The sequence below is a fragment of the Rothia sp. HMSC065G12 genome (assembly GCF_001811455.1).
In the GTDB taxonomy this organism is placed as follows: Bacteria; Actinomycetota; Actinomycetes; order Actinomycetales; family Micrococcaceae; genus Rothia; species Rothia dentocariosa.
In genome coordinates this window covers 157,365-182,711 of record NZ_KV804814.1, presented here as the reverse complement: position 1 = coordinate 182,711, position 25,347 = coordinate 157,365, and the positions used below count along the sequence as shown (strand labels likewise).

The window sequence follows — 25,347 nt, the reverse complement described above, 5'->3', positions numbered from 1 at the left end:
GCCACAACGTGAACGGGTGGCGTGTGGTGATGCTTTTGCTTCTTATAAATCTAAAGGATTTGTAATGATCCACGGCTTGGGACTCATGGCTTTAGGATCGAAGTATTCCAGAAAATCCTGCGCCGATTTCGGGAACTGTGGGGCATCAGGAATGGGAATGGAGGCGCGAATCCACTCCAAAATATCGGACTCTGCAAACCCTGCATCCCGAAGCTGTCTCAGCGTTACCGCGCCGTCGCGTTTCGCTAGACGCTTACCTTCCGTGTTGAGGGCTAGGGGGACGTGGGCATAGTGGGGCGGTTCATACCCCAGGAGTGCTGCCAAGTACGCCTGGCGCGGAGCGGAAGATAATAAATCGTCTCCGCGCACCACCTGGGTTACACCCTGATAATGGTCATCGACCACGACGGCTAGGTTGTAGGCGTAGGTGCCGTCGTTGCGGCGAACCACCACGTCATCGACGGCGCCCGTGTACTCACCGGCAAACATATCCTGTACCGTAAATTCACTGATTTCGGCGCGTAAACGCAGGGCGGGAGGGCGTATCTCACGGCGAGATTCACGCTCGGTATCACTCAGATTGCGACATGTCCCTGGATAAGAGCCGGGGATGCCGTGCGGTGCCGAGGTTGCCTCCAAAATCTCACGGCGCGTGCAATAGCATTCGTAGAGCAGCCCCGCATCCTGGAGCTTCTGCACGGCGGCATCGTAGGCAGCAAGCCGTGTGCTCTGGCGTAAAACATGGTCGTGGCGCCTTGGGTCTTCGCCGGGCGTTGCATCCCAATCGAGCCCCAAAGATTTTAAGTCGGCGAGCTGCTGTTCGGCGGCACCGGGGCGCACGCGATCGAGGTCTTCGATGCGCATCACAAAGCGTAGCCCCTCTTGTCGCGCGAGAAGCCATGCGAGAATTGCGGTGCGCAGATTGCCCAGATGCAGGTCTCCAGAGGGGGACGGTGCGTACCTGCCTGCGCCTACTGAAGCAGGATCGTGCATTGTGAAAGAATCCTGGGTGGTGGTGCTGTGTAAGCTCATGGTTTTAATCCTAGCGGTACCTCTAAAAGTGCCTCACGCCATAGGACGCGGCAAAAAATAACAAAATAATAACAACCTCACGGGGAACTTCGTGATAAACATTCGCAAGTGTGTTATTAAACCTTTATAAAAATATTCCGTATCTGACGCTAAAGTCGAGTACCGTTAGAAGTATGGCAACCACGATTGAACTAGCGGACGGTGTTTATCGTATTGCAACCGATAACTACTGTCTAAATACCGGACTCATCCTCGGTCTTGAGAAAGCACTCGTGATCGATACCGGTGCAGGACCTCGACAGGCAACCGAAATTTATGATGAGGTTCGTCGTATTACCCGTATGCCCCTCGTCGTCGTCAATACGCACGCACACCCCGAGCGTTACTTCGGGAACGACGTTTTTGCGGCTATGGGCACCGAAGAGTTTTGGTCGCACCCACGGGCGGCACGCGCTATCAAGAAGTACGGAGATAGGCAGCGCCTGTATGTGGAGACCCTAGAACCTGAGATGGCACACCACCAGGGAGCGGCAACTGATATCGTGGTGCCAAATCATCTGGTTGCCCAAAGCGGGGAAGGCATTACCTTTACCCCGGTTGATCTGGGGGAACGCTCGGCAACCCTCATCTACTTGGGTCCCGGCCATACCGAGGGCGATATCTTGGTGGGCATCGACGACGTGCTCTTTACGGGCGGTCTGCTGGAGCAGGGGACCGACCCATCCTTTGAAGACTCTTTCCCCGATCGTTGGGTAGAGACCCTAGGCGCGCTTCTTGAGCTTGATCGTTACCGCGTCTATGTGCCCGGCTGTGGCGACCCCGTAGAGCGTGACTTTGTGGAACGTTTTCAGGAAACCATGAAGAAGGCTATTTACGCTATTCGCCATTCGACTATTGACCCGAATGATGCGAGTACCACCGCCGCCATGTACCACCTGCCGTACGCACCCGGACCTACCCGGTTCTTGCTAGATCGTATGGCACAGCTTGACGGTACCGAAGTGCCTACCGACAGCTCTGAAACCACCGGATACACCGGTCCTATCACGATTGGCAGCCTGCACTAGCATAAGCGCAGACATATGACGACTGGATATGACATATATTGTCATATTCATAAGAATTTCTGAAAACCTCTGCATAGGGTACGTACCATTTCGAGGTTATGGTGCGTCCCTGTGCGGAGGTCTTATTCTGCGAATCTTAGAAGGGGTAAGGCGCAGCCTAAGCTTGGGTATCGAAAATATCGTTCGGGCGGTGAATGCGCACCCGAATACCCGACTCCTCACCGAAGCCCGCCGCCATGCGTTCCAAATCCGTATTCGGTGCCGCCTGAACCGTGAAGAACCGCTCGATGGCGCGGGTAAATTGTGGATTCTGGGCGAGAGTTCCGTGTTCCAGTGCGGTAAAAATACTGCCTCCAGCATCGTCATAGACGACGACGTCAAGATCGGGCAGAAGCTCAGTCATGGGCAGGTTCAGTGCAGAAATGTCGTATTGAAAGGTCAAATCGCCGCATATGAGGGTAACCGGAATCGGCGCGCCCGCCACATGGGCGGAAGCATCGACAGCCGTGCGTGCGTTGCCGGTGGGGTAGTAGCCCGCTAAAGAAACACCGACAGCCGTTGCGATAAGCCCGTCAATGCCGGAAAGCCCGCGGTTTGCGAGAACCCGTGCGGGCGCATCGGCACCAAGAGCGGGGGCGATAATATCTAGATCGCGCACAATACTCGACGAGCCGACGACAAGGGCTCGACTTTGCTGTGCGCATGTATTCCAGGTTTGGAGTGCAAGCGCCTGAGCGGGAATTCTAGCAGGCTGAGAAGTATGTGCACCGTCTTGGTGACATTCCTCGGATGGAGCAGAGGTCTGCGGCTGCACTGTTTCAGACTCGGCATAACGATAGGCTTCGATCGACGTGAGCGATGCCTCCTGAGCTCGCTGACCGGCAGTGACCCAAGCATCAAGCCAGGTATCATCGGCCCGCACGCCCGATCCCATAAGCGCAAAGGCTTCAAGTTCGGCGGGCGAATCAATCTCGCGAACGGCACGGGTGCCGGGTTCGTACCAGCTGGCGCGCCGAGGCGCATAGTAGGCATGCTGCACATCGGTACGCGCTAAAAGCGCAGAAATAGCGCGCGAAAGCGTAGGATGCCCGCATAAAATAGTTCGCTCGATGCTCTGCCCCAGCTCGGAAGCCGCATGTTCCCCGAGCACCGTCGTGTACTGGGGAATCGAGGTAGCGCCGTGCCGCGCCTGCGAAGAAGGCTCTGCCAGCAGCGGCAGATTCAACGCGCGGGCAAACTCGGCAGCGAACGGCTCGGCACCGTCTCCCGCGATCACCACCGTTTTCGGGCAGTCTGGTGCGCCTTCGGGTTTAAGTGGCGAGGCCTGAGCCGCCTGTTCATGCTGCATCAGCCAAAACTTCTCGACAGGGCTCAGCCGCGCAGGCTCAAGCTCAACGGGGTACGATGCGGCCCCCGGGGCAATATGCTTGGCAAGCGATGCGGCCCAGGTGGGAAGAATCTCGGCTGTCCGAGCCGAAGGTGTGAGCGGGGTATCGAAACACACGTTAATATGCGCCGGCCCCACGGGCTCATCGCTTGCGCGCGACCAATCCTGCGCATCGCTGCCGGTCAGCGCCGCTAAACATGCCATAAAATCGGCGGTCTGCTGCCCAGGATTATGTTCGGGGTACGAGGTCAAATCAGCACTTGCGCGCACAAAGGGAGAGAAAAAATCGGTTTGAACCGTCGTCTGATTAGCACCGGTTCCACGCAGCCTTACGGGACGGTCCGCGCTCATGATCGCCAGCGGAACCCCGGCATGGTAAGCCTCCATCACGGCGGGCAGATACTCACCCAGAGCCGTTCCCGAGGTACACACTAACCCCACGGGCAGCTGCGAAGCTTTCGCGATACCCAGCGCCGTAAACGCTGCCACGCGTTCATCAACGCGCACGTGGGCAACCAACGCACCTGCCTCTTCGGCCGCCGCAACCGCATACGCCAGGGGAGCGCTTCGAGAACCTGGGGAGACCACCACATGCCGCATGCCCGCGCGAATGAGGGAATCGAGCACGGCGACGGCGGAGAGCATGGAGTCTGGAGCGGGGGGAGATTGAACGGTGTCGGCACAGTCGGGGTTTTCAGTCACCCGTCTATTCTAGACTGGTGCTTGAGCGTGTGGAGAATATGGGTTCCCTAAACGGACAGTTAGCCCCCCAGAACACTGACCAGAACGTTCAGAACATACCTGGCTAAAGACTCGTGGGCAAGGCTTCTTGAAGCACCAGGTAGCACCGTCGGATGCGCTCCATCCAGGCATCCCGCACTTCGCTCTCTGCTTCAACGCGCCTCAGCGCCGACTCCGTAGGCACAACCCGCCGCACTTCGAGCTCGCTATCGCGAGCAAGTAGCGAATTTTCGGTCACATCGGTGCTCATCAGCGAGACCGTACTCAGCCCGCACGCATAGGGAAGATCCGGCAGAGCCGCCGCCAGAGACACACCGGTCGCGATACCTACGGAAGACTCCAGCGCCGAAGACACCACCGAGGGTAAACCTGCCTGTTCAACGATCTTTAGCGCGCGCCGAACCCCGCCTAAAGGCGCCGCCTTGACGATCAGCACATCGGCGGCGTGCGCCTGCGCCACCTTGAGAGGGTCACTAGCTTTACGCACGGATTCGTCGGCGGCGATGAGCATCGAAAGGCCGTGCTCGCGCACCAGGGCACGCACCTGCGCAAGCTCATCAACCGTGGCGACGGGCTGCTCGGCATAAAGTAGATCGTACTCGTTCAGCGCCGCAAGGGCTTCGAGAGCTTCGGGGACGCTCCACCCCGCATTAGCGTCCACCTTTAACCGCGCGTTCGGGAGGGCACACCGCGCCGCCGCAACGCGGGCAATATCATCGTCGAGAGTCTGCCCCTTCTCAGCAACCTTGATTTTAAGCTCGTGGATGGTTCCACGATAGTTGTTCAGCACTTCGGGAACCTGCTCGGCGCTCACCGCGGGAAGGGTCGCGTTCACCGGAATAGTGGTTCGTCGAACGGGCGGCGCCCCCAGCCAGGCAGACTCTAACGCACAAGCTAACCACGCCGCCGCCTCATGATCGTCATACTCTAAAAACGGCGCGAACTCGCCCCATCCGGCGGGACCCTGTATCAGCGCACTCTGGCGCCGATTGACTGAGCGGAAGGTCACCCGCATGGGAATATCAACCACTCGAACGGCGCGTAAAACCTGCTCTAACGGCGGCAAAGCTAAGCCCTCAGTGATGAACCCGTATCCTAGCGGCGGCACGGATGACATGGCGTTTCTCCTTAAGGTATTCTCGGTAAACTCCCAGCTTGGAATTTAGAAAACACGTATTTTTCATAGCTTAACCTGAGATAGTGTTTTCTATGTCGTGTTTACAGACACCGCATCACAGACATTTTGGAGGGAAAAAGTATGTCACAGGGTCCTCACACATCGCGTGGTCATGTTCCTCGCCATACCAGTACCTCGAATGACACGGATGATGCTACGCGTATTCTATCTCCTCAGACTCTAGCCGATAACGACAGTGCCGATGTCGATGCGACGGTTCCGTTATCGAGCATCCAATCTTCCTATGAAACCGATGATGACGCGACCGAATTTCTGGAGCTTCAGGATCTGCCATCTTCCTCACCAGACACGGACGCAACCCGCGCCATCCCGAACCCGCACGAGGCGCCTAAACCCCGTGAAAGCTCTGACACAGTAGCCCTCGACGCTCTTGACGATTCTCCAACCGAAGCCATCAGCGCATCGCAGGATCCGCGTGCTCACTACGTTCAACACACGCGTGCCGCCCAGCCGCAAACCCGTGTGCAGCCGGATATAGCCCCTTCGGCTGATTATCCTGCCACGGTCGCCATGCCAACGGGTGCTCCCGGTATGCAGACCACGCCCCCGGGCACGCCGCAGTACAATGCCGCCGCGCATCCCCACGCCGCTAACCCGACGATGAGCGCCGCGAACTATGCCGGATACGGCGCTCGCCCGAACCCTGCGGCCCCCGGGGCAGGTGTTCCCGCAGAAGCGCCCATTCCTAATGATCCGCCAAGTACCAAGGTTGTGGCGCAGCATTTGGGTGTCATGGTGCTGTTCGGTGCCCTGCTCTACGCCACGCTCCAGTTCTTCATCTACAGCCGTACCGGGCAGCAGCTCGACGAAAATGCGTTTACCGAATATGCCAGCCAGTTCGCGGAATACCAGCGTCCCACCCTGGCGGCTCTCGATAACCTGCCGACAATTACCGGCGTAATCGCGGTGATCGGCATTATTATTGGGCTGATCTGGAAGCACCGCATCCTGCCCGCTATCGTGGGTATTCTTGCGGGCACGGGCGCGTGTTTGAGCGTCCACGTCCTCAAGAATTATGTGGTCACCAAACCTAATTTCGGTATTCAGGAAGCCCTCTTGAACTCCGCACCAAGCGGGCACACGGCATTCGCCGCTTCTGCGGGCGCCGCTCTGTTTATCGCAGCGCCTCGCGCGCTTCGACCCACGATTGCGGTCCTGGCGGCGATGGCGACCTGCGCTACGGGCGCATCCACCATTATTAACGGCTGGCACCGCCCAGCGGATGTTATTAGCGCGATTTTGGTAGTTGCTCTCTGGACCGTTCTCGGCTTGGGCGTTCTTCGGTACCTGCGCCGTGCAGAATTTAACGCACCGACCCCTCGCGTGGTGGGAGCCATCGCGGTGCCTCTGCTGACGATTGCAAGCCTGTTCCTCTCGTTCTGCGCGGCCGCGATGTATGCGGTCACCATGTTTTCCACCATGCCCGGGGGAGTGTTCGTTGCCTCAACCTGCATGATTCTGGCGGTCAGCACGGGAACCACGGCGATACTGGTGCGGCTTCTGCGCCCGCGTAACCAGGTATCTTCTCCCTATACGCGCGTGTGGGAATACTAAGGACGTATTCGTATCACGTTATGAAATATATGCCTCACTTTTTGCCTAGCCCCTAACACAGGCATAGAATTTAGTACAGTTCATGCAGATTTTAGGACGTTCGTATCCTAAAAGAACAACCATCATCGGCGAAAGGTTAGAACTCATGGCGGGTACTCACGAAGGGCGTGTGATTGTTTTCCCACAGCTCACCGAAGTTCTTACCCCCTTTGAGACTAAGCCGCAGGCAAAGAAACTTCTTGATGCCGATGGTGGCAGCATCACCCTAATGGAGCTGGCAGGCGGTCAATCTTGGCACGAACACCACAGTGTACATCCGGTGATTGTGCAGGTGCTTAAAGGCAAGGTTGATTACAGCGCCAAGGGGCAGAGTATTATTCTGGAACCCGGTAAAATCATCCACACCACGGCAAAGCTGTTGCACTCGGTCACGGCACTCGAAGACTCGACCCTGATGGTCATTATGCTGACCGGAGAATCACATCCGGAGCCTAATATCACTATTGAGGTTGAACAGGTCTAGGGCACAACGCCTTAGAAATAAATAAATCCCTTTAAGCACGGTAATGTCCCGTATTCAGCGACGGATACGGGACATTGTCGTATATTCTCCCCAACAGGCAAAGCTGTTATGAGCAGGTTTTCTGTGAAACGGTAAAAACCCCGCAGATACCTTCCTCACGGAGCACTTGGAGGAAAACGTATCTGCGGGGTTGGTCTGAACAGGGCAAACGGACTAGGCGTTTGCTGCCGCATCCTGATCTGCGGGGGTTTCATCCACGTGGGTGGGATCAAGCACACGCGCTAAGAATGTCTTGGTACGTTCATGCTGCGGGCTTCCGATCACCCGCTCGGCGGGCCCCTCTTCGACGACCACGCCATCCGCCATGAAGACGACCTTATCGGCGACATCGCGGGCGAAGCTCATCTCGTGAGTCACCACGATCATCGTCATGCCTTCGTCGGCGAGATCACGCATAATCGTAAGAACATCGCCCACCATTTCGGGGTCGAGCGCGCTTGTCGGCTCGTCGAAGAGCATGAGTTCGGGATTCATCGACAGCGCCCTAGCGATCGCCACACGCTGCTGCTGGCCGCCCGAAAGTTTACTCGGGTAGGCATTTTCCTTATCTGCCAGCCCCACTTTCGCCAGCTGTTCGCGGGCAATCTTTTCTGCCGTTGCACGATCACGACCCAAGACCTTGATCTGGGCAATCGTGCAGTTATCAAGCACGCTCAGATGTCCGAACAGGTTAAACTGCTGAAACACCATGCCCATGCGGGTGCGCAAGGCGTTAATATCGGCATCCGGATCGGTTACCTCGACACCGCCCACGGTAATGGTTCCCGCATTGGGCTCTTCGAGCAGGTTTACACATCGCAGAAGCGTTGATTTACCCGATCCCGAAGGGCCGATCAGACAGACGACCTCGCCCGGTTCAACCTGAATATCAATACCGCGCAGCACCTCGTTTTTGCCATAAGACTTGTGTAGCCCCGTGATGCTCACCGATGCCGCCGATGTTACTGTGTCAGTCATGACAATCTCCCAAAGTCTTTGTCGTGGTTACTTGCGTGATGCGCCCGTGCGCTTCTCAAAATATGCGGATAGCTGCCCCAGCGGCACGGTAATAATCAGGTAGCACAGGCCCGCGACCACCAGGGGAGTGAGCCCTGCGCCGGATGCGGTAATACCTTCACGCCCGAATTTCGCCAGCTCGTACTGCGCGATTTGTACACCCAGCAGGTACACGAGCGAGGAATCCTTAGTCAGCAGAATAACTTCGTTAGTCAGCGGGGGGAGCACGATGCGGAATGCCTGCGGAATAATTACCGAGAGCATCGCCCGGGTGTGCGACATGCCCAGCGACCGTGCCGCCTCATACTGACCTTTCGGAACCGCCTGTAGTCCAGCACGCAGCACCTCGCTGATATAGGCAGAGGACACCAGTCCAAGGGAGAGTGTTACCGGAATGAGGTTATCGACAAACCGGATTTTGAAGGCGAGGGGAATGCCGTAACCGAAGGCAAAGAACACCAAGAGCGCCGGAATGCCACGGAAAATTTCGACATAGATTGTTGCCAGCCACCGATAGGGTGCGATTGATGAGATACGCATGAGCGCCAGGATAAGACCAAGACTTAGACCTACGGCGAAACCCAGGGCCGTGTAGATCAGGGTATTCTTGAGCGCTACCGTAATAACGTTTGGGAACTGCTTTTGCGCAACCTCAAGGTTGAATACCTGGCTGGAAAGCGTTTTCCAGTCGGCAAGGGCAATAATAAGAACCGCGATAACCGCCAGCAGAGCGTACTGGGAGTACCGGAACATCGCCTGTTTTTTGCGGGGAGATAGTTTATTCTGTGCCATCGTTACACTAACGTAGTCTGTGTTTATCGTGATATTCAGGATGCGCGGTGCACGTGAGAGAACGAACGCGCACCGCGCTAGTCGCGGTTAGTTTGCGCTGGATGAAGATGCGGATGAGGGCGAAGACTTAGTCTTGGTCCACTTTTCCTTGATCTTATCGAGTTCGCCGCTGGACTTGAGCTGCTGAATTGTCTTATTTGCTTTATCCAGCAGGGCTTTCTTTTCGGGGGCTACCGCACCGGCAATCTGGTCGGCGTTTTCCGAGGTCTGATAGGCGATCTTGAAAGAGTCGGGGTCTTTGGTTAGCGCCTCAGAAATAACTGAGAGGTTTGCCGAGACGGCCTGCACCTGACCGGTCTTCAATGCCGAGAACATGAGCTCGTTGTCCTCGTACTGCACAACATCCGCGCCTTTTTCTTTGGCATAGGATTCGCCGCTGGTTGCCTGCTGAGCGCCGACTTTGGCGTTCTTAAGATCTTCGACGGAGGAGATCTTAGAGTTTTTGGGAACCAGAATTGCCTGGTTGTCTTCGAAATAGACATCGGTGAATTCCATCTTAGATTTCCGCTCGTCGGTCACGCTGATACCCGCGAGCGCAATATCGCATTGTCCGCTAGTGAGTCCGGTGCCCGAATCGAGGCCCTCAAAGCTGATGGAGGTGAGTTGTGCTTCTGCGCCCAGGTCTTTGGCGATAGCGTTTGCGATATCTGCATCGATACCTACGATTTTTCCGTTTTCTTCGTATTCGAAGGGCATGTAGGGGGTGTTGGTGCAGACGGTGAGGACGCCGTTGTTGATAAGGTTTACCTCTCCGTTTTCGCCGTCGGATGCGGTCGAGACGCATCCGGTGAGGACGAGGGGTGCGAGCGCGAGGAGCGCGAGGGACTTTTTGAGGTTGGGTTTTGCGGTGAAAATCGACATGGTGTGCTCCGTGTGTAGAAAATTTTGATGTTTTCCATTGTGCACCTGTGCGATAAAGAATGCAAGTATACCTATAAATATTCATTATTTTTCTGAGGAAATGACGAATTATGTATGCATATTATGTATAAAACCAGGAATGCTGGCGCGCTGCAGCGGACGGCGGGAGAAACGTGCTGCACGTGCGCAACACCGGGAACAAGAGTGCATATTTTCGTGAGTTAAAGTGTTCGCCACCTCAGATGACGTATCAAGGGGCGCTCAACTACCCCACGGGCGGCAGAACATGCCACAATTGAAGGCGTGAGCAACGTAGAGAAAAATGTTCAGGGTACCCGCGCAACCCTTGACAAGAAGACCGGCGATATCGCCGCCATGTTTGACACCGTCGCGAAACGCTACGACCTGATGAACGGCATCTTGTCGCTGGGACGGCATATCTACTGGCGCAAGCAGACCGTCGCCGCTGTGGATGCGCATCCCGGGCAGAAGGTCCTCGACGTTGCCGCCGGTACCGGAACCTCATCCGAGCCTTTCGCCGATGCCGGGATTGATGTTATCGCCGCGGACCTTTCCGAAGGGATGCTGGAGGTCGGGCGCAAACGCCGCCCCGATATGACCTTCGTGCGGGCGGATGTTACCGACCTTCCTTTCGAGGACGACAGCTTCGATGCCGTCACCATGTCTTACGGTTTGCGTAACGTTGCGGATTACCCCCGTGCGCTAAGCGAACTGTACCGGGTTACTAAGCCCGGCGGGCGCATCGTGGTACTGGAATTCTCAACCCCAACCTTCGCCCCTTTCGGTAAGGTGTATAAGAAATACATTATGAAGGCGATACCGCCCGTAGCGCGCGCTATCTCCTCAAACCCGGAATCCTATGTATATTTGGCGGAGTCGATTATCGATTGGCCGGATCAGAGAACCCTTGCCCAAAAGTTCGCACAGGCGGGCTGGCAGGACGTCAAATATCGTAATCTCAGCGGCGGAATTGTTGCCATTCACCGTGGCTTCAAACCCCAAAACTAACACTCAGCACATCATCATTGAGCAACACACAGCATACAGCTACACACCAACACACCGAAGAAGGCATCGTGAGCACCTCAGAGCAATCCATTGCAGCCACCGACCTGATGGCAGGACTCGATTTCAACCTGCCCGCAGGGTTTGAGCTCATTGCGTCCGACCCGCAGCTTGGCCCCCAGATTCTTACCTCGCTGGCGCGGATTGAAGAGCGGCTTGCCGAGGCTATCAGCTACACCGATAAGCTCGCCGATGTTGCCGCCCGACACTTACTGCTCGCCGGTGGAAAGCGTGTGCGTCCCCTTCTGACCCTGCTTGCCGCCGCCGTGGACGGACAGATTAACGACGAGGTGATTGAGGCTGCGGTGGTCGTTGAGCTCACCCATCTGGCGACCCTCTACCACGACGACGTGATGGACGACGCGCCCAAACGCCGCGGCGTCGATACCGCCCAGACCATTTGGGGAAATTCCGTCGCCATCCTGACGGGCGACCTCATTTTCTCCCGTGCCTCGCTGCTGGTCTCCGATCTGGGCACGCGACCCATGAAAATTCAGGCGCAAACCTTCGAGCGCCTGGTGCTGGGGCAGCTCTACGAAACAACCGGTGTACGCGAAAACCAGGATATTCTCGATCACTATATCTCCGTGATTGAAGGGAAAACCGGTTCGCTGATCGCGGCGGCGGGGGAGTACGGCTCACTCTTGGCGGGCGCCTCCGAAGAGGTTATTCAGATGCTCGCCACCTACGGCGAACTCGTGGGCGTGGCATTCCAACTCGCCGATGACGTGATCGATATTGTCAGCGATGGTGCATCCTCCGGGAAAACCCAGGGCACCGATCTGCGTGAGGGTGTGCCGACCCTGCCGACTATTCTGCTCAACCGTGCCGCAGAGGCCGGGGACGAATCAGCCCGTCAGGTTCAAACGCTCATTGAGGCAGACCTATCGAGCGACGATGCGCTTGCTGCCGCTGTATCCGCGCTCGCCGCGCATCCGGTCACGCAAGAAGCGTGGCAGATAGCCTATGATTGGGCGGATCGTGCGATCGCGGCCATTGCGCCGCTGCCGGATTCCACCGCGAAGGCGGCGCTGGAATCCTTCGCGCATGCCGTGGTGCATCGCGAGGGCTAAACCGCGTGATACGGTTGCTTCAGGAAGACTTCTTCACGAGAATGTGTATATCGATGCAGCGTAGTGTGTGAAGAACGCCCAGGTGGAGCTGAACTCGATAGAGTTCTTTAAGGGAAACTATGGCCCACAAAACCGTTACCGCATATCAATCTGCCGCAATATTCCTCAGCTCGGTTATAGCGGCTGCGGCAACGTTTGCTATATCGGTTATTGCTGCGTACTTTTTATCGCACAGTGAGTTTAGGCAGTTTCAGTCCGCATTCTGGCCTCTCGTGTTCGGAATTTACGGCATAACCGGCGCTATTCAGCAGGAGACAACGCGGGCAGTCGGGGAGTCCCTTCTGCAGAATCCGGAATCACGAACACACACCAATAGACTTTCATATTCCGCCGTGGCAGCCCTGTTAGGTCTGGGTATTGCCGTGATCGTCGTCATGACTTCACCGCTGTGGTCCTCCGCTTTCCCCACCTACCCGCAGATGAGTGTTGTACTGATAGCGTTCGGCGTCGTGATGTACGCCGTCTATGCTGCGGTTAGTGGCGCATCCGCAGGGCGGGATTCCTGGTATTTTTACGCCGCTTTAGGCAGTGGTGAGGCACTGATACGTTTGGCGGCAACACTGGCGGCGGTAGCGTTGTCGTGGCACCTGCTCGGATTTGAGACCGCCGTGGTTGTTGCCTCGCTGATCTGGCTTCCGTGCGTCGTATTTTCACGTACCGGGCGGCGCGTCTGGCACGCGAGCATTGATGTTAGTTCGCGGCGGTATGCACGAAATATTGTGATGCTCATGCTTTCATCCGCCGGTGCATCGATTCTTATGACGGCGTTCCCCTTTTTCTTACAGTTCACAACGCAGGAACAAAGCGCACAGTTCAATGCCCTGGTCGCTGCTATTGGCGTTACACGTTCGCCGATTATGATGCCGCTTCAGGCCTTTCAAGGGGTCGCCATATCGGCTTTCTTAAAGCACCAAGATCACCCACTGCGCGCTTTAGCACGCCCGTGTCTGTGGGTTCTGGGAATCGGCGGTTTCGGTGCACTGCTTGCCTATCTTATTGGACATTTTCTCTTTGACATTTTCTACTCTAAATATGCCGGTCTTGCACCCGGAATGATGCTTGCTATTTTGACCCTTGAATCCGCGATTATCGCCTTGCTTGTGCTCGCCGGAAATCTGGCTATTGCCTTGAATATGCACCGTTTATATGTGAGCGGTTGGGTTTGTGCGGCTACGTTGGCCTTGCTCCTGCTGCACATGCCGCTGGATGTGGTGAGCCGTACCGAGCTCGCCCTCGGGGCTGCTCCGCTGTGCGGATTCACGGTAATTCTGGTGGGAATTTTGAGGGGCTCAAAAGCAGAGACCCGTAAAAGTACCGATAAATCCGGCCTCTTCCAGGATGCACCTGCCACTCGGCATGAGAGGCCGTGAGGGCTGAAGATCGAGAAGTATTAGTTTAAAAATGCTTGCGTTTACCTGTTACGTTCCTCGTATGAACCCCACAGAATCCCACATGATGGGCTATCATTGACCAAATAGCCTACATCAGGTAAACCTAAAGAACGTCTGTGCCCACACACCATTGAGAGCACAGAGCACCCGGAGAGTCGCGCCCAAACCCTAGCGTGCCTCCGTTCACGACGACATGCCCCATCTACCCTCAAGGCGCATCGTTGCGTGACGTGCATACATGAACATCTAGACCGAGGTAACCACTATCATGGGTACAAAACCCGCCAAGACCCCGGCGAAGCGTGAAGGCTTCTCCAGCCGCAGGGTCTTCCTTTTTGCCGCCATCGGCTCAGCTGTTGGTCTGGGAAATATTTGGCGTTTCCCCGCTGTTGCTTACAAGAACGGTGGCGGCGCCTTCATGATCCCGTACATCGTGGCGTTGCTGACCGCAGGCCTCACCTTCCTCTTCTTCGACTACGCGATTGGCCACCGCGGGCGCGCATCGTCCCCATTGGCATTCCGCCGCCTCAACCGCAAAACCGAGTTCATCGGTTGGTGGCATATGGGCATTAGCGCGGTTATCGCCATCTACTATGCCGCAGTTATCGCCTGGGCAGTGCGGTACATGATTTTCTCATTCAACCAGGAATGGGGCAACGACGCGAAAACTTTCTTCATGAAGGACTTCCTGAAAGTGGGGGATCCACAACTTTCCTTCGACTTTAACCCCGGCATTCTCATTCCGCTCGTGCTGGTGTGGATTTCCCTGATCGTCATCATGGCGCTGGGCGTACAAAAAGGCGTGGGTGCCGCCAATGTGGTGTTTATGCCCCTGCTGATCTTTATGTTCGTGGGTCTGGTCGCGTACTCGCTCACCCTGCCCGGCGCAATGAACGGCCTGAACACCCTGTTCACTCCCAACTGGGGTGCGCTAACCAATGGCGAGGTGTGGGTCGCCGCCTACGGACAGATCTTCTTCTCGCTCTCCATTGGCTTTGGCATTATGGTGACTTACGCATCCTACCTGAAGCCCAAGACCGACCTGACCGGCTCGGGTGCCGTCGTGGGCTTCGCCAACTCCGGATTTGAGCTGCTGGCGGGTATCGGCGTGTTCGCGGCGCTGGGCTTCATGGCGCAGGCACAGGGCATCGCCGTGGATAAAGTTGTCGAAGAAGGAATAGGTTTGGCTTTCATTGCCTTTCCCACCATTATTTCCCAGGCGCCAGCGGGGGCGCTCATCGGGTTCCTGTTCTTCGGTTCGCTCCTCTTCGCAGGGTTCACCTCGCTCATCTCAATTCTTGAGGTCATTATCGCCGGTGTACAGGATAAAGCAGGCACCTCACGCCTGACCTCGACTATGATCGTGATTATCCCGCTGGCGATTATCTCGACACTGCTGATGCCCACCGCATCCGGCCTGTACATGCTGGATATACTCGATACCTTCGTGAATAACTTTGGCATTCTTGCCGCTGGCCTCACCTCTATTGTCGTGATCACCTATGGCGTGCGGGCTCTGCCGACCCTGCGGGAGCACCTAAACTCTGTTTCCTCCTTCAAAGTGGGTTGGATCTGGATGATTCTCTTGGCGGGCGTTACCCCGCTGATCCTGGGGTACAGCCTGATCTCCACGCTCGTGAAGACAATTGCCGAACCCCATGGAGGGTACCCTGCAGATTTGCTTGGTATCTTCGGCTGGGGCATGGTCGTACTCCTGATCGTTGGCTCCATCGTGATTTCATTCCTGCCGTGGTCGCATAAGTCACGCGCCGCCGAGGAACCCCCGGCACCGCCCGTTATCGGCGGTAAACTCGCCCACACGCATGTGGACGATGCCGCGCTGAAAGCACACGCAAAAGCACAGGGTGAGGAGGCATAATGAGCGGTGCAGCTATCGCTATGATGATCGTGGCAATCCTCATTATCTGGGGAGGCCTGGTGTTTGCCCTCGTAAACCTGAGCAGGCACCCCGAAGAACCTGAGGATGATGCTGTCGAGCAGGCAGCCACCGAATAATACCGTCGCGCGGGCAGGTCTGCGGACCGTGCCCGGCACGTAAAAACATAGAATACTCGCGCATTCGGCGCGAATAAAAAGTGTTGGCATGAGGACTCTGATCGGTCCTCATGCCAACACTTTTATGCATGTACGGCAAGAATTCAGGATTTATCGCGGGCGTTCGCCGCAGAATCCTCGGTGTCTTCGGGCGAGAGCTGCACCGCATCCAGAAGATAGTTCTGCTCGCGGTCTTCGCCACCCTCAGAGGACTGAGAAATCTGCACAATAGGGATCATGCCGGTCTCGACCGCCGTGAGTTTCGACGGGCGCGAGGTGCGTGAGGCGCGCACCGCATCCACCGTGAAAATTACGATAGCCACCCAAATCAGAGATAAGCCAATCCACTTATCCGGGGTAATCCTATCGTGCAGCACGAAGAGCGCCAGGAAGAACTGAATGGTCGGGCCCATATACTGCACCATGCCGATCACCGACAGAGGCAGCGCCCGCGCCGCCGCCGAGAAAAGAACCAGCGGAGTTACCGTGACAATGCCGGTGGAAGCGAGCAGCCAGAAATGCCCGGGGCCTTGCGAAAACAATGTGAGTTGTCCCTGCGTATTCATCCACCACAGCACCACGAGCGCCACCGGAAGCAAAATAAAAGTCTCAAGCGATAGCGACACCACCGGATGCACACTCGACCCCACCCGCGCCTTGAGCAGCCCATACGTTCCGAAGGTGAAGGCAACACCCAAACCCAGCCACGGAATCTGTCCGTACACCACGCTCATAATCAGCACCGCCACGGTCGAAATCCCAATAGCGATCCACTGAACTTTTCGCAGCCGCTCGTGCAGGAACACGACCCCCAACGCCACGGAGACCAGCGGGTTAATAAAATACCCCAGCGACATGTCGATCGTATGCCCGTGCGTGGTGGAGTACACATAGATCATCCAGTTCGCGCCAATCAGCAAAGACGCCACCGTCAAAATACCCATAGTGCGCGGAGTACGCACCGCCTGGTTAAACGGCTTGGTCAACCGGAAAATAGGGAGCAGAACCGCGCAGAATGCCAGTGAAAAAATCACACGCGAGAGCACAATCTCCAGCGCAGACGAAGACGCCATGAGATAGAAATACAGCGGCAGCATACCCCAGATCGCGTAGGTGGTAAAAAGGCAGATAAAACCATTGCGGGTCTGTGCAGCGTGTGCCGCCGTGCCTGATGCGGGTGCTGTAGCGCTGTGAGCGTTCTGCGCCATAGTGTGAGGGCTCCTCCCTACCTGTGAACGAAAGATGAGATGTGAACTTCTAACAACTCTACTCTTCACCGCACTCTTGCACGAGTGCGAGGTATCGGCTGGCGGAGGGGAGTTGCCTATTAAACGCCGATGGGGCGCAACATAATACAGCGTTGCGCCCCACCGGAATGATGAAATTTCTAGGTCAGGATAATATGCCGCAGGTACGGATTAAAGACCCTGTATGCCTGCTGATATCGCGTTGTCTACAGACCGAAGAACCGCGAGAAGAAGCCCTTCTTCTTGCCGGTTTCCTGAGTCTGCTCCTGTTCCTCGTGCTGATCGGCCTTCTGCTCGGCGGGCTTGATCACCGGAATTGCAGTTGCCGGGGTGCTCTCGGTCTGCGGTGCGGATGCGTCGGTACCTGAAGCGGCAGGTTTGGGCGCCTGCTTCGGCTGCTGCTGGGCACCTGCCGCAGCGGGCTTCTGTGCGCCGGGCTGAGGAGCTGCCTGTCCCTGACCTGCACTCGCGCCGGGTTTGCCAGCTGCGCGCGGGGTGATCGATGTGCGGGACTTCGAGGCATCGGAGGCACCGGGCTTCGCCGCCTTAGCCTGACCCGCAGGTGCGCCGGTCTGTGCCGCGGCAGCGTTCGGAACAACATCGCCGGGTAGGGTATTGACCGTTACGCGACCGTGCTCGGAATCCTCGCGCGGATCCTGATCGAAAGGAGCCTCGGTATCCGGGTACAGGTTCTCGGTCGTGCGCACACCCGCCACCGGTTTCTGCGCTGCGCCAGCGGGTACAGCGCGCTCTGCGGCCGCCGCGGGAGCCTGAGGCTGAGCCGGTGCTGCTTCTTCCGGCTGTGCATTTTCCTGTGCGGGGGCGCTCTTTGCTGCCTGTGCGTCCTTAAGCGTCTGGGCTTCCTCGGGTTCCTGAACGGTGGGTGCCTGCTCGGCTTCGGCACGTGCCGCTGCACGCTCTGCCGATTGCTGTTCGCGCAGAGCCACCTGCTCTGCAGCCTCGGCAGCGGCAGCCTGCTCAACTTCGGCGCGTTCAGCCGCCAATTCCGCACGGTACTGCTCAGCCTCTGCGGCAAGCTGCGCAAGTTCTTGGGCGGTAACCTCGGGCTTCGCGCGCTCGATACCGCTAATGCGCCCCTCATCGAACCACAGCCGCAGGGCGCCGTCGGTCATGGTGAGCACCACGGTGGCCTCGGTATCCCAGGCGGTATGGAACCCGCGCTGACGTGCATAAGAATTAACGGCGAGTGGATGATCGTGAATATCTTCGCTTTGCAGAGCCTTCGCAATCACGCGCCCTACACCTTTGTACGTGGGCGCATCCAGGGTCAGTTCGGGGCTGTCAATCAGGCACCACGCCCGCACGGACCCCGACGGCAGGGGATAGTGAGCGTATAAACCGGTCACTGTCTTAGTCGCCAAAGTCAGACGACGCGCCAATCCCTCTGAGAGCGGAATTTCGTCGGTACTCAGCTCCAGCACTGAGTCGCGTTCACCGGTATCTCGCGCCTGCAGCGCCGCTGAGACTACCGCATTTGGAAAATATCCCAATTGCTGCCACGACCAAATCCAGGTTCCACGGTTTTCAGATTCGGTACCGAGCAGGTAGGGTTGAAAAGACACCGGATCGGCGGCCTTGAACGTGAGGGACTGCTCGGCGAAGTTTACATCGTAGTCAGCAGACCCAATAAGTTCAGCCAACCGCGCCTGGTATTCGGTCGAGATAAAGATTGATGCGTCAATAAGATCCTGCAAAGAATTCGTCATAGGTTAAGGGTAACAACCTTTTTGGTGTGAGTACCCACAAACTGCACCAATTTTATAGGTCGGATGGAGAAAAAATTGAACAAAAGACAACTCGGTAACCGATGCTAGAGCACACACGCAAAAGTGTGTTCCCTAACCTATCATGACGTTATAAATCGGCGTGACGGCGGATGCTTCGCTAAAATCAATAGAGTAGCGGGTAGCTTCCCGCCGGGACCTAAGATGCAAGCTGACGATAAAGGAATGGAAAACCATGACGGATACCCGACGTTCTGAACCGACGAGTAGAGCCGCCCGCACCCAGGATGCGCTCAACCGTATCGGTAGCTGGCTTCTTGATGTCGTCAAGGCTGAGCCCGGGTGGAGCGAGATGATCCTCGACGTAAAACCCCTCGCCGGGCAGGTCTATATTCGCGTGCGTGAATTCCGTGACGGCGAAGAGTACATCGGTTCGGTGGGCCCCCTCAAGGAAGATTCGCCCGTACTGCCCGATCTTCGCAAGCTCCAGCGCGCCGCCTACGACGGCAACCGCGGCACCTGGTTTACCGCATCTGTGGTGGTGGCGGCCAATAACTGGCCCGAACCGAAGTTCAGTGTGGGGGCATCTTATAACCGCGACGAAGAACCGGAGAACTGGGGTACTGAAGGAACCCTGAGTGCTTCGGATGTACGCGAGCATCTGCACATGTTCCCGCGCGATTCCGAGCGTATTCCCGCTTGGGCGACCGAACGTATGCACGGTCGCGCCCGCGATGTTTCGGGCTTGCATAAAGAAACCGATTACGAAATTCCCAATCCCTACCTCGCCGCTGCACTCGAAGCTTTCAAGAAGGATGTCAAAGAGCGAACCCTCATTAACGTAGTGCGCACCATGCTCGGCGGCGATTTGCTCGTGGATGCTTCCGGCTCAACTATTGTTCCTGCAGGGCACCTTGATATTGGTCCCGAATCGCAGCTGCGCTACCAGGTTATTCGTCTTGAAAACGGGATGCAGGCGCTATGCGTATTCTCGTCGGCAGAGTACGTTTCGAAGAGCTACATGCGTGAAAACTCCGACGATGACGAGCTGATTCTGCGCGAACCCGCCGTCAAGATTTTCATGGATTTCTTAAGCAACCCCGATCTTGATCTGATTGCGATAGATCCGGGCTCTAACCACGAATGCTATATTGAGCGCGCCCAGGTGCAGTGGGTTGTGAACTCGCCCCGCAATGACGGCGCGAAAATGGCTCTTATCAACGACAATATGCAGCAGCTTCTCGGATCGTTGGTGGCACCAAACTCTATTCTGGTGGTGGCGATTGACCCCAAGAGTAAGGTACAGGGACCGGCATTCGTCCCCGATGATGAAGGCAACCCCACGAATATGCTGGCGTTCACCTCGCCGATTGAAGTTGCCGCTATTGATCCTGCAATTGAGGTGCGCGTAGCACACGCGATTGAGGTACTGACCCTCGCGGAGCAGCTCAACGCCCCGGGTATTCAGATCAATTACTTCAACCCCAGCGCTGTGCTCGACATCAAGCAGATCCGCGAACTCCTCGATATTGTGCGTGAACAGGAAGCGGTCTTCGGCGCTTCTCCCGCTGGTGCTAGTGCATCCGCATAGTTCATAAAAGCCGTCACGCAAAAATCGCCCGGAAGAAGCACCCATACGGTGTTGTCTCTTCCGGACGATTTTTGTGTTTGGAGAGGGTTGTAATCCTGCAAACGGGTTTAAAATATGGGGCCGGTGACTCCACCTCACTGAAAGTCATCGACCCCATAGTAGCAGCCAGCTGTGCGTCATGTTCTCGAATCTACAGGAGAACAGACGCTGCCGTATCTTATGAACCAGATGCGGCGGCTGCCACGGCCTCGCGAACGCGAGAACCGAGCTCAGGGTGAACGCTATCCCAGTATTGGAACGCGCGTTCACGAATCTCGTCGGAACGAACAGCGCCTACGTGACCAGAGATGTTGCTGATCAGGCGTTCGCGTTCTTCGTCGTTCATGGTTACCTCGTAGAGGATGCGCGCCTGCGAGAAATCATCATCATCCGGGCGCAGGGTGTAGGCGGTGCGTACCAACTCGCCGTCAGACTCCCAGCTACCTTCGCCAGCGCGCTCCGCATCCGCATGCGGACCGCCCAGGCTGTTTGGTGCGTAAGTGGGAACGGAGGGGTCGTTGAAGTTGTAGCGCATCGAGCCGTCATGCGAATAGTTGTTCACCGGCGCCGCGTGTGGTGCGTTCACGGGCAGCTGTGCGAAGTTGGTGCCGATGCGGTAGCGATGCGCATCCGGGTAGGAGAAGATACGACCGAGCAGCATCTTATCGGGTGAAGCCGCGATACCGGGCACAAAGTTCGAGGGGGAGAAGGCAGCCTGCTCGATTTCGGCGAAGAAGTTCTGAGGGTTGCGATCCAGCACCATGCGGCCCACCTTGATCAGCGGGTAATCTGAGTGCGGCCAAATCTTCGTCAGATCGAAGGGGTTAATGCGGTAGGTCTTCGCGTCCTCGTAGGGCATGATCTGCACGTAGAGCGTCCAGGCGGGGTAGTTGCCACGCTCGATAGCCTCGCGCAGGTCGCGGCGGTGGAAGTCAGCATCCTTACCCGCCATTTCATCGGCCTGAGCCTGGGTGAAGAACTCGTTGCCCTGCTCGGTCTTGAAGTGGTACTTAATCCAGAAGCGCTCACCTTCGGAGTTAATCCACTGGTAGGTGTGCGATCCGAAGCCGTCCATATGGCGCAGGGTTCGGGGCAAACCGCGGTCGCCCATCAGCCAGGTTACCTGATGCGCCGTTGCGGGGTTCAGGCTCCAGAAATCCCACTGCATATCGTGATCGCGCAGACCCGAACCGGGCATACGCTTCTGCGAGTGGATGAAGTCGGGGAACTTGATGGCATCGCGAATGAAGAAGATAGGAGTGTTGTTGCCTACCAGGTCGTAGTTGCCTTCGGTGGTGTAGAATTTCACCGCGAAACCGCGTGGGTCACGCCAGGTATCGGGGGAGCCGGATTCGCCCGCCACGGTCGAGAAACGAATCAGTAGCTCGGTTTTAACGCCCGGCTGAAAGAGCGCCGCACGGGTGTACTGCGAAACATCTTCGGTGGTTTCAAAGTAGCCGTATGCGCCGGTTCCCTTTGCGTGCACCACACGCTCGGGCACACGTTCACGGTTGAACTGAGCGAGCTTTTCAACAGCGTAAGCATCGTGCAGAACGATGGGACCATCAGCTCCCACGGTGAGCGAATGATCATCTGAAGCCACCGGCGTGCCAGTGCTCGTGGTGGTGTAAGAACCGGGATGAATGGGGTTCTGCGGGGTCTGATACATATTTGCTTCTCCCTGTGTTTTTGGTGATGCTAGGTGGTTTTCGACGAGCATTCTTCCTGTTTTAGGGTGCAGCTAACGAACACCGAGGCGCTGTTTCACGCCCGGAGTAAGGTGTGGGAATGTGGTTCGTTAGTGCTGAACGCTCGCTGCGGCTTGCACCTGGCTCTTCGCCAGTTCTGCTTCTGCCTCAGTTTGACAGTCTGCGCAGACGCCTCGATACAGTACATCTGCGCTGATAATCGCCATGCCGTGGAAGTCGCTGGGAGTTAGGCAGGGCGCTGAGCCGATAGCGCAGTCTACATCCTGAACTTTTCCGCAGCGAATGCAGAATGCGTGGTGATGGTTATCGCCCGTGCGAGTCTCATAGAGCCCTGGGGTTCCCGGCGGCTCAAACTTACGCAGCATGTCGATATTCGTCAGATCCGTGAGGATCACATACACCGACTGCACGGTAATGGTAGGAATCTCTTGCCGCACAGCGGTAACTATTTCCTCGGCATTGGCATGGGGATGAGCCTGAACCGCACGTAGAACAGCAAGCCGCTGTTTCGTGACCCTGCGCCCCTTAGCGCGCAAGTTTTGCGACCAAGATTCCGTGAGAAGTTCGGTCGCGGATTCTGCTGCCAACGGTAGCACGCCGGTGTGGGAGCATCCGTGAAGAGGGTGCTCGGGTTCCGGGTGTGCGTTCGTATCTAGGGGTTCGGTCATGAACAATACTCTACCGTTAATCTGACTTTTTCACAATTACAATTACGATAAATTCATAATAAGAGTCGTGTTCGGGGTACTTTCACCATGACACTATGTCGCTAAAACTGCGAATTTCTGGGGGATAACAGAACACTTCGAGACTTCATGTGACCTTGCTCGCATTCGAGGAACCTGTGGATGCGAGAATACGAAATACACGCTGGTGGCGAATCTGGATGTCTGCCTCATATATATCCCGTATGCTGTAATCTAATACGTTCACGGCAACACGATTTCTAAAGGTACACGCAATGCACAAACACTATAACGGGCTTAAGACCGCCCTTCTGCTGGGCGGCATGGTCGGTCTGCTGATGCTTATCGGCGGCGGCCTTTCAACATACTTCCGCAGCTCAATTTTTATCTGGGGTTTCGCCCTTGTGAGCTTGGGTACCGTTGCATATTCATACTGGAACTCCGATAAACTCGCGCTGCGTTCCATGAACGCCTATGCCGTTACCCGCGAGGAGGTTCCGGTTCTGTATGACATCGTCGAGGAACTTTCCTCGCGCGCCGGTCAGCCTATGCCGCGCCTATATGTGGCACCCACCCAGACTCCAAACGCCTTCGCGACCGGGCGCAACCCGCGCAATGCCGCCGTCTGCTGTACCGAGGGTATCTTGCAGCTTCTTGACGAACGCGAAATGCGCGGTGTGCTAGGGCACGAGCTCATGCACGTCTACAACCGCGATATTCTTACAAGCTCGGTGGCAGCCGGTATCGCAACCCTGATTACGGCGGCGGCGCAGATTGTTGGCTTTGGCTCCATGATGGGCGGGAACCGTGAGCGCGGCGGCGGAAACTTCTTGAGTATAATCCTGATGTCGCTTCTGGCTCCCATTGCTACGGCGGTTATTCAGATGGCTATCAGCCGTACCCGCGAATACGATGCCGATGAAGACGGTGCAAAGCTCACGGGCGATCCGATTGCACTTGCCTCCGCCCTGAATAAGTTGGAGAAGGGTGTCTCGCTCTACCCAATGGATCCCAAGAATCAGCAGGTTGTGAATACTTCGGCCTCTATGATTGCGAACCCCTTCGGTGGCCTGAAGAACCTCATGTCTACTCACCCACCGATGGATAAACGCATCGCCCGCCTGCAGCAGATGGCGCGCGATAACGGTCAGCTATAAAACCTGCGTACGTGTTTGTCTTATAGGCGAAAGGCGGGGTGGTTACCAGAACTGGTAACCACCCCGCCTTAATGGTGCACTGATGCTACGTGCACAGCAGAGGTATCTAGCGATAATTCACGAACTGCAGATCAACGTCAAGATCTGCACCTTTAAGCAGTGAAATCACGCTCTGCAGATCATCACGAGACTTTGAGGACACACGTAGCTCATCGCCCTGAATCGTAGCTTTCACACCCTTAGGTCCTTCATCGCGGATCAGCTTGGAAATCTTCTTAGCCTGATCCTGTGCGATACCTTCCTTGATGGAGCATTCGATGCGGGTCTCTTTACCCGAAGCGTAGGGGTCGCCTGCGTCCAGGGACTTTAGCGAAATACCGCGCTTGACGAGCTTTGATTGGAAAACGTCGAGCACCGCGAGAGCTCGTTCTTGGGCGTTTGCCTTAATGAGAATCTTCTCGCCTGAGAAGTCGATCTCAGCACCGACACCGCGGAAATCGTAACGCTGCGAAACCTCTTTTTGTGCCTGGTGCAGGGCGTTGGCGACCTCTTGTTTATCAACTTTTGAGACAATATCGAAAGAAGATTCGCTTGCCATAAAACTATGTCCTTTCGTTGTGTTTGTGCGGAATACGACGGTATCTGTCCCTCATAGAATACCTGTTTTCTGTTGCGCTCACAGATAATTTTCAGGTTCTTTGATGCGTTTCTCAGCTGTTGTTAACCTTGAACATCCAGAATGGAAACATGGCTACACAATACTCGTCAACGACCGGCAGCGTGAATCGCGAAGAAGCTCGCGATGCTGAAGCCCTGCTGTTCCTTGACCTCTACAGTTCGATTGGTTCTGAACCTGAGAACATCCCTGAGGCAGAGCGAGTGGATGCGGTTCAGAGCGAAGATTCTTCGGATGTTGTTGAGCCTCCTGCCTTCGAGGGAATCGGCTCAACGCTGACAGATCCCAAACTCGTTGCCCGCTTCGAGGGAGTGCGGCGCGATCTTGCTCGTGAGATTCGAAGCGAGATGTGCACAGTTGAACAGGCGCTACGCTATCTTGAGCATTTGGAAATTACGCTTCTGATGGAGCAGGACGGCGACCTGTAAACTCGCCTGAAAAACAGCCTCCGAAAACGAAAAACAGCCCAAAAAGTTGTATTCGTCACAAAGCTAGGCTCTGGCTTCACAAGTTCATTAAAAACCTGTACAGTAGTCTCTGTTCGCTTGAGCGAACTTCTAG

Annotated in this window: 22 protein-coding genes; 11 read left to right on the top strand and 11 right to left on the bottom strand. The window is 56.3% G+C overall.

Annotation, left to right across the window (positions count from 1 at the left end; all coding sequences use genetic code 11):
* Positions 1-42 precede the first annotated feature (42 nt).
* Positions 43-1,032: a tRNA glutamyl-Q(34) synthetase GluQRS gene (gluQRS, locus tag HMPREF2804_RS05090; protein WP_246824161.1), complete on the bottom strand. Its 990-nt coding sequence runs from the start codon at positions 1,030-1,032 to the stop codon at positions 43-45.
* 173 nt (positions 1,033-1,205) lie between these two features.
* On the opposite strand from gluQRS, the gene HMPREF2804_RS05085 reads away from it, so the two are divergent.
* Complete coding sequence (locus tag HMPREF2804_RS05085; protein ID WP_013397713.1) at positions 1,206-2,099, top strand: MBL fold metallo-hydrolase; 894 nt, start codon at positions 1,206-1,208, stop codon at positions 2,097-2,099.
* Positions 2,100-2,256: 157 nt separating this feature from the next.
* Here HMPREF2804_RS05085 and menD read toward each other — a convergent pair whose 3' ends face one another.
* Positions 2,257-4,188, bottom strand: a complete 1,932-nt coding sequence (gene menD / locus HMPREF2804_RS05080) for a 2-succinyl-5-enolpyruvyl-6-hydroxy-3-cyclohexene-1-carboxylic-acid synthase (protein WP_210391468.1) — start codon at positions 4,186-4,188, stop codon at positions 2,257-2,259.
* A gap of 103 nt (positions 4,189-4,291) precedes the next feature.
* On the bottom strand, positions 4,292-5,344 hold the full coding sequence (locus tag HMPREF2804_RS05075; RefSeq protein WP_070627557.1) for an o-succinylbenzoate synthase: 1,053 nt from the start codon (positions 5,342-5,344) through the stop codon (positions 4,292-4,294).
* A 141-nt stretch (positions 5,345-5,485) separates the two neighbouring features.
* On the opposite strand from HMPREF2804_RS05075, the gene HMPREF2804_RS11305 reads away from it, so the two are divergent.
* Together HMPREF2804_RS11305 and HMPREF2804_RS05065 are read left to right on the top strand one after the other, a co-directional pair.
* Positions 5,486-6,979 (top strand): phosphatase PAP2 family protein, encoded by a 1,494-nt coding sequence (locus HMPREF2804_RS11305; RefSeq protein WP_246824159.1) that lies wholly within the window; start codon positions 5,486-5,488, stop codon positions 6,977-6,979.
* 145 nt (positions 6,980-7,124) lie between these two features.
* Positions 7,125-7,502, top strand: a complete 378-nt coding sequence (locus HMPREF2804_RS05065; RefSeq protein ID WP_238382373.1) for a cupin domain-containing protein — start codon at positions 7,125-7,127, stop codon at positions 7,500-7,502.
* 213 nt (positions 7,503-7,715) lie between these two features.
* Here the strand turns inward: HMPREF2804_RS05065 and HMPREF2804_RS05060 are convergent, their stop codons facing one another.
* From HMPREF2804_RS05060 to HMPREF2804_RS05050, 3 genes are all read right to left on the bottom strand, one after another.
* Entirely contained in the window at positions 7,716-8,519 is an 804-nt protein-coding gene (locus tag HMPREF2804_RS05060; RefSeq protein ID WP_048753661.1) for an amino acid ABC transporter ATP-binding protein, read from the bottom strand.
* A 27-nt stretch (positions 8,520-8,546) separates the two neighbouring features.
* Positions 8,547-9,350 carry an amino acid ABC transporter permease gene (locus HMPREF2804_RS05055; RefSeq protein WP_013397707.1) on the bottom strand — a complete coding sequence of 268 codons (804 nt, stop codon included), beginning with the start codon at positions 9,348-9,350 and terminating at the stop codon, positions 8,547-8,549.
* A gap of 87 nt (positions 9,351-9,437) precedes the next feature.
* On the bottom strand, positions 9,438-10,271 hold the full coding sequence (locus HMPREF2804_RS05050; RefSeq protein WP_048754345.1) for an ABC transporter substrate-binding protein: 834 nt from the start codon (positions 10,269-10,271) through the stop codon (positions 9,438-9,440).
* A gap of 303 nt (positions 10,272-10,574) precedes the next feature.
* On the opposite strand from HMPREF2804_RS05050, the gene HMPREF2804_RS05045 reads away from it, so the two are divergent.
* The 5 genes from HMPREF2804_RS05045 (at position 10,575) to HMPREF2804_RS10740 (ending at position 15,897) form a co-directional block, all read left to right on the top strand.
* A complete protein-coding gene (locus HMPREF2804_RS05045; protein ID WP_070536516.1) occupies positions 10,575-11,300 on the top strand; it encodes a demethylmenaquinone methyltransferase in 726 nt (241 codons plus the stop codon).
* 68 nt (positions 11,301-11,368) lie between these two features.
* Positions 11,369-12,430, top strand: a complete 1,062-nt coding sequence (locus tag HMPREF2804_RS05040; protein WP_070450918.1) for a polyprenyl synthetase family protein — start codon at positions 11,369-11,371, stop codon at positions 12,428-12,430.
* Between the two features lie 119 nt (positions 12,431-12,549).
* Positions 12,550-13,860 carry a hypothetical protein gene (locus HMPREF2804_RS05035; RefSeq protein WP_070627555.1) on the top strand — a complete coding sequence of 437 codons (1,311 nt, stop codon included), beginning with the start codon at positions 12,550-12,552 and terminating at the stop codon, positions 13,858-13,860.
* Between the two features lie 289 nt (positions 13,861-14,149).
* Complete coding sequence (locus HMPREF2804_RS05030; RefSeq protein WP_048754342.1) at positions 14,150-15,760, top strand: sodium-dependent transporter; 1,611 nt, start codon at positions 14,150-14,152, stop codon at positions 15,758-15,760.
* A complete protein-coding gene (locus tag HMPREF2804_RS10740; protein ID WP_080513847.1) occupies positions 15,760-15,897 on the top strand; it encodes a methionine/alanine import family NSS transporter small subunit in 138 nt (45 codons plus the stop codon). Before HMPREF2804_RS05030 ends, HMPREF2804_RS10740 begins: the two co-directional genes overlap by 1 nt.
* A 143-nt stretch (positions 15,898-16,040) precedes the next feature.
* Here the strand turns inward: HMPREF2804_RS10740 and rarD are convergent, their stop codons facing one another.
* Positions 16,041-17,144 (bottom strand): EamA family transporter RarD, encoded by a 1,104-nt coding sequence (gene rarD, locus HMPREF2804_RS05025; RefSeq protein ID WP_070627553.1) that lies wholly within the window; start codon positions 17,142-17,144, stop codon positions 16,041-16,043.
* A 245-nt stretch (positions 17,145-17,389) separates the two neighbouring features.
* The gene (locus tag HMPREF2804_RS05020) at positions 17,390-18,910 is read right to left on the bottom strand and encodes a DUF6882 domain-containing protein (protein WP_070627551.1); all 1,521 of its coding nucleotides are present in this window, start codon (positions 18,908-18,910) and stop codon (positions 17,390-17,392) included.
* 253 nt (positions 18,911-19,163) lie between these two features.
* Between HMPREF2804_RS05020 and HMPREF2804_RS05015 the strand changes: the two genes are divergently transcribed.
* Complete coding sequence (locus tag HMPREF2804_RS05015; protein WP_048753674.1) at positions 19,164-20,519, top strand: SseB family protein; 1,356 nt, start codon at positions 19,164-19,166, stop codon at positions 20,517-20,519.
* 217 nt (positions 20,520-20,736) lie between these two features.
* On the opposite strand, the gene HMPREF2804_RS05010 is transcribed toward HMPREF2804_RS05015, so the two are convergent.
* Both HMPREF2804_RS05010 and HMPREF2804_RS05005 read right to left on the bottom strand, forming a co-directional pair.
* Positions 20,737-22,227: a catalase gene (locus tag HMPREF2804_RS05010; protein WP_048754369.1), complete on the bottom strand. Its 1,491-nt coding sequence runs from the start codon at positions 22,225-22,227 to the stop codon at positions 20,737-20,739.
* A gap of 129 nt (positions 22,228-22,356) precedes the next feature.
* The gene (locus HMPREF2804_RS05005; RefSeq protein ID WP_004005395.1) at positions 22,357-22,935 is read right to left on the bottom strand and encodes a Fur family transcriptional regulator; all 579 of its coding nucleotides are present in this window, start codon (positions 22,933-22,935) and stop codon (positions 22,357-22,359) included.
* Between the two features lie 293 nt (positions 22,936-23,228).
* On the opposite strand from HMPREF2804_RS05005, the gene htpX reads away from it, so the two are divergent.
* A complete protein-coding gene (gene htpX, locus HMPREF2804_RS05000; protein WP_004005394.1) occupies positions 23,229-24,110 on the top strand; it encodes a zinc metalloprotease HtpX in 882 nt (293 codons plus the stop codon).
* Between the two features lie 106 nt (positions 24,111-24,216).
* On the opposite strand, the gene HMPREF2804_RS04995 is transcribed toward htpX, so the two are convergent.
* Complete coding sequence (locus HMPREF2804_RS04995) at positions 24,217-24,708, bottom strand: YajQ family cyclic di-GMP-binding protein (protein ID WP_048753676.1); 492 nt, start codon at positions 24,706-24,708, stop codon at positions 24,217-24,219.
* Between the two features lie 149 nt (positions 24,709-24,857).
* On the opposite strand from HMPREF2804_RS04995, the gene HMPREF2804_RS04990 reads away from it, so the two are divergent.
* A complete protein-coding gene (locus tag HMPREF2804_RS04990; protein WP_048753678.1) occupies positions 24,858-25,214 on the top strand; it encodes a hypothetical protein in 357 nt (118 codons plus the stop codon).
* Positions 25,215-25,347 lie beyond the last annotated feature (133 nt).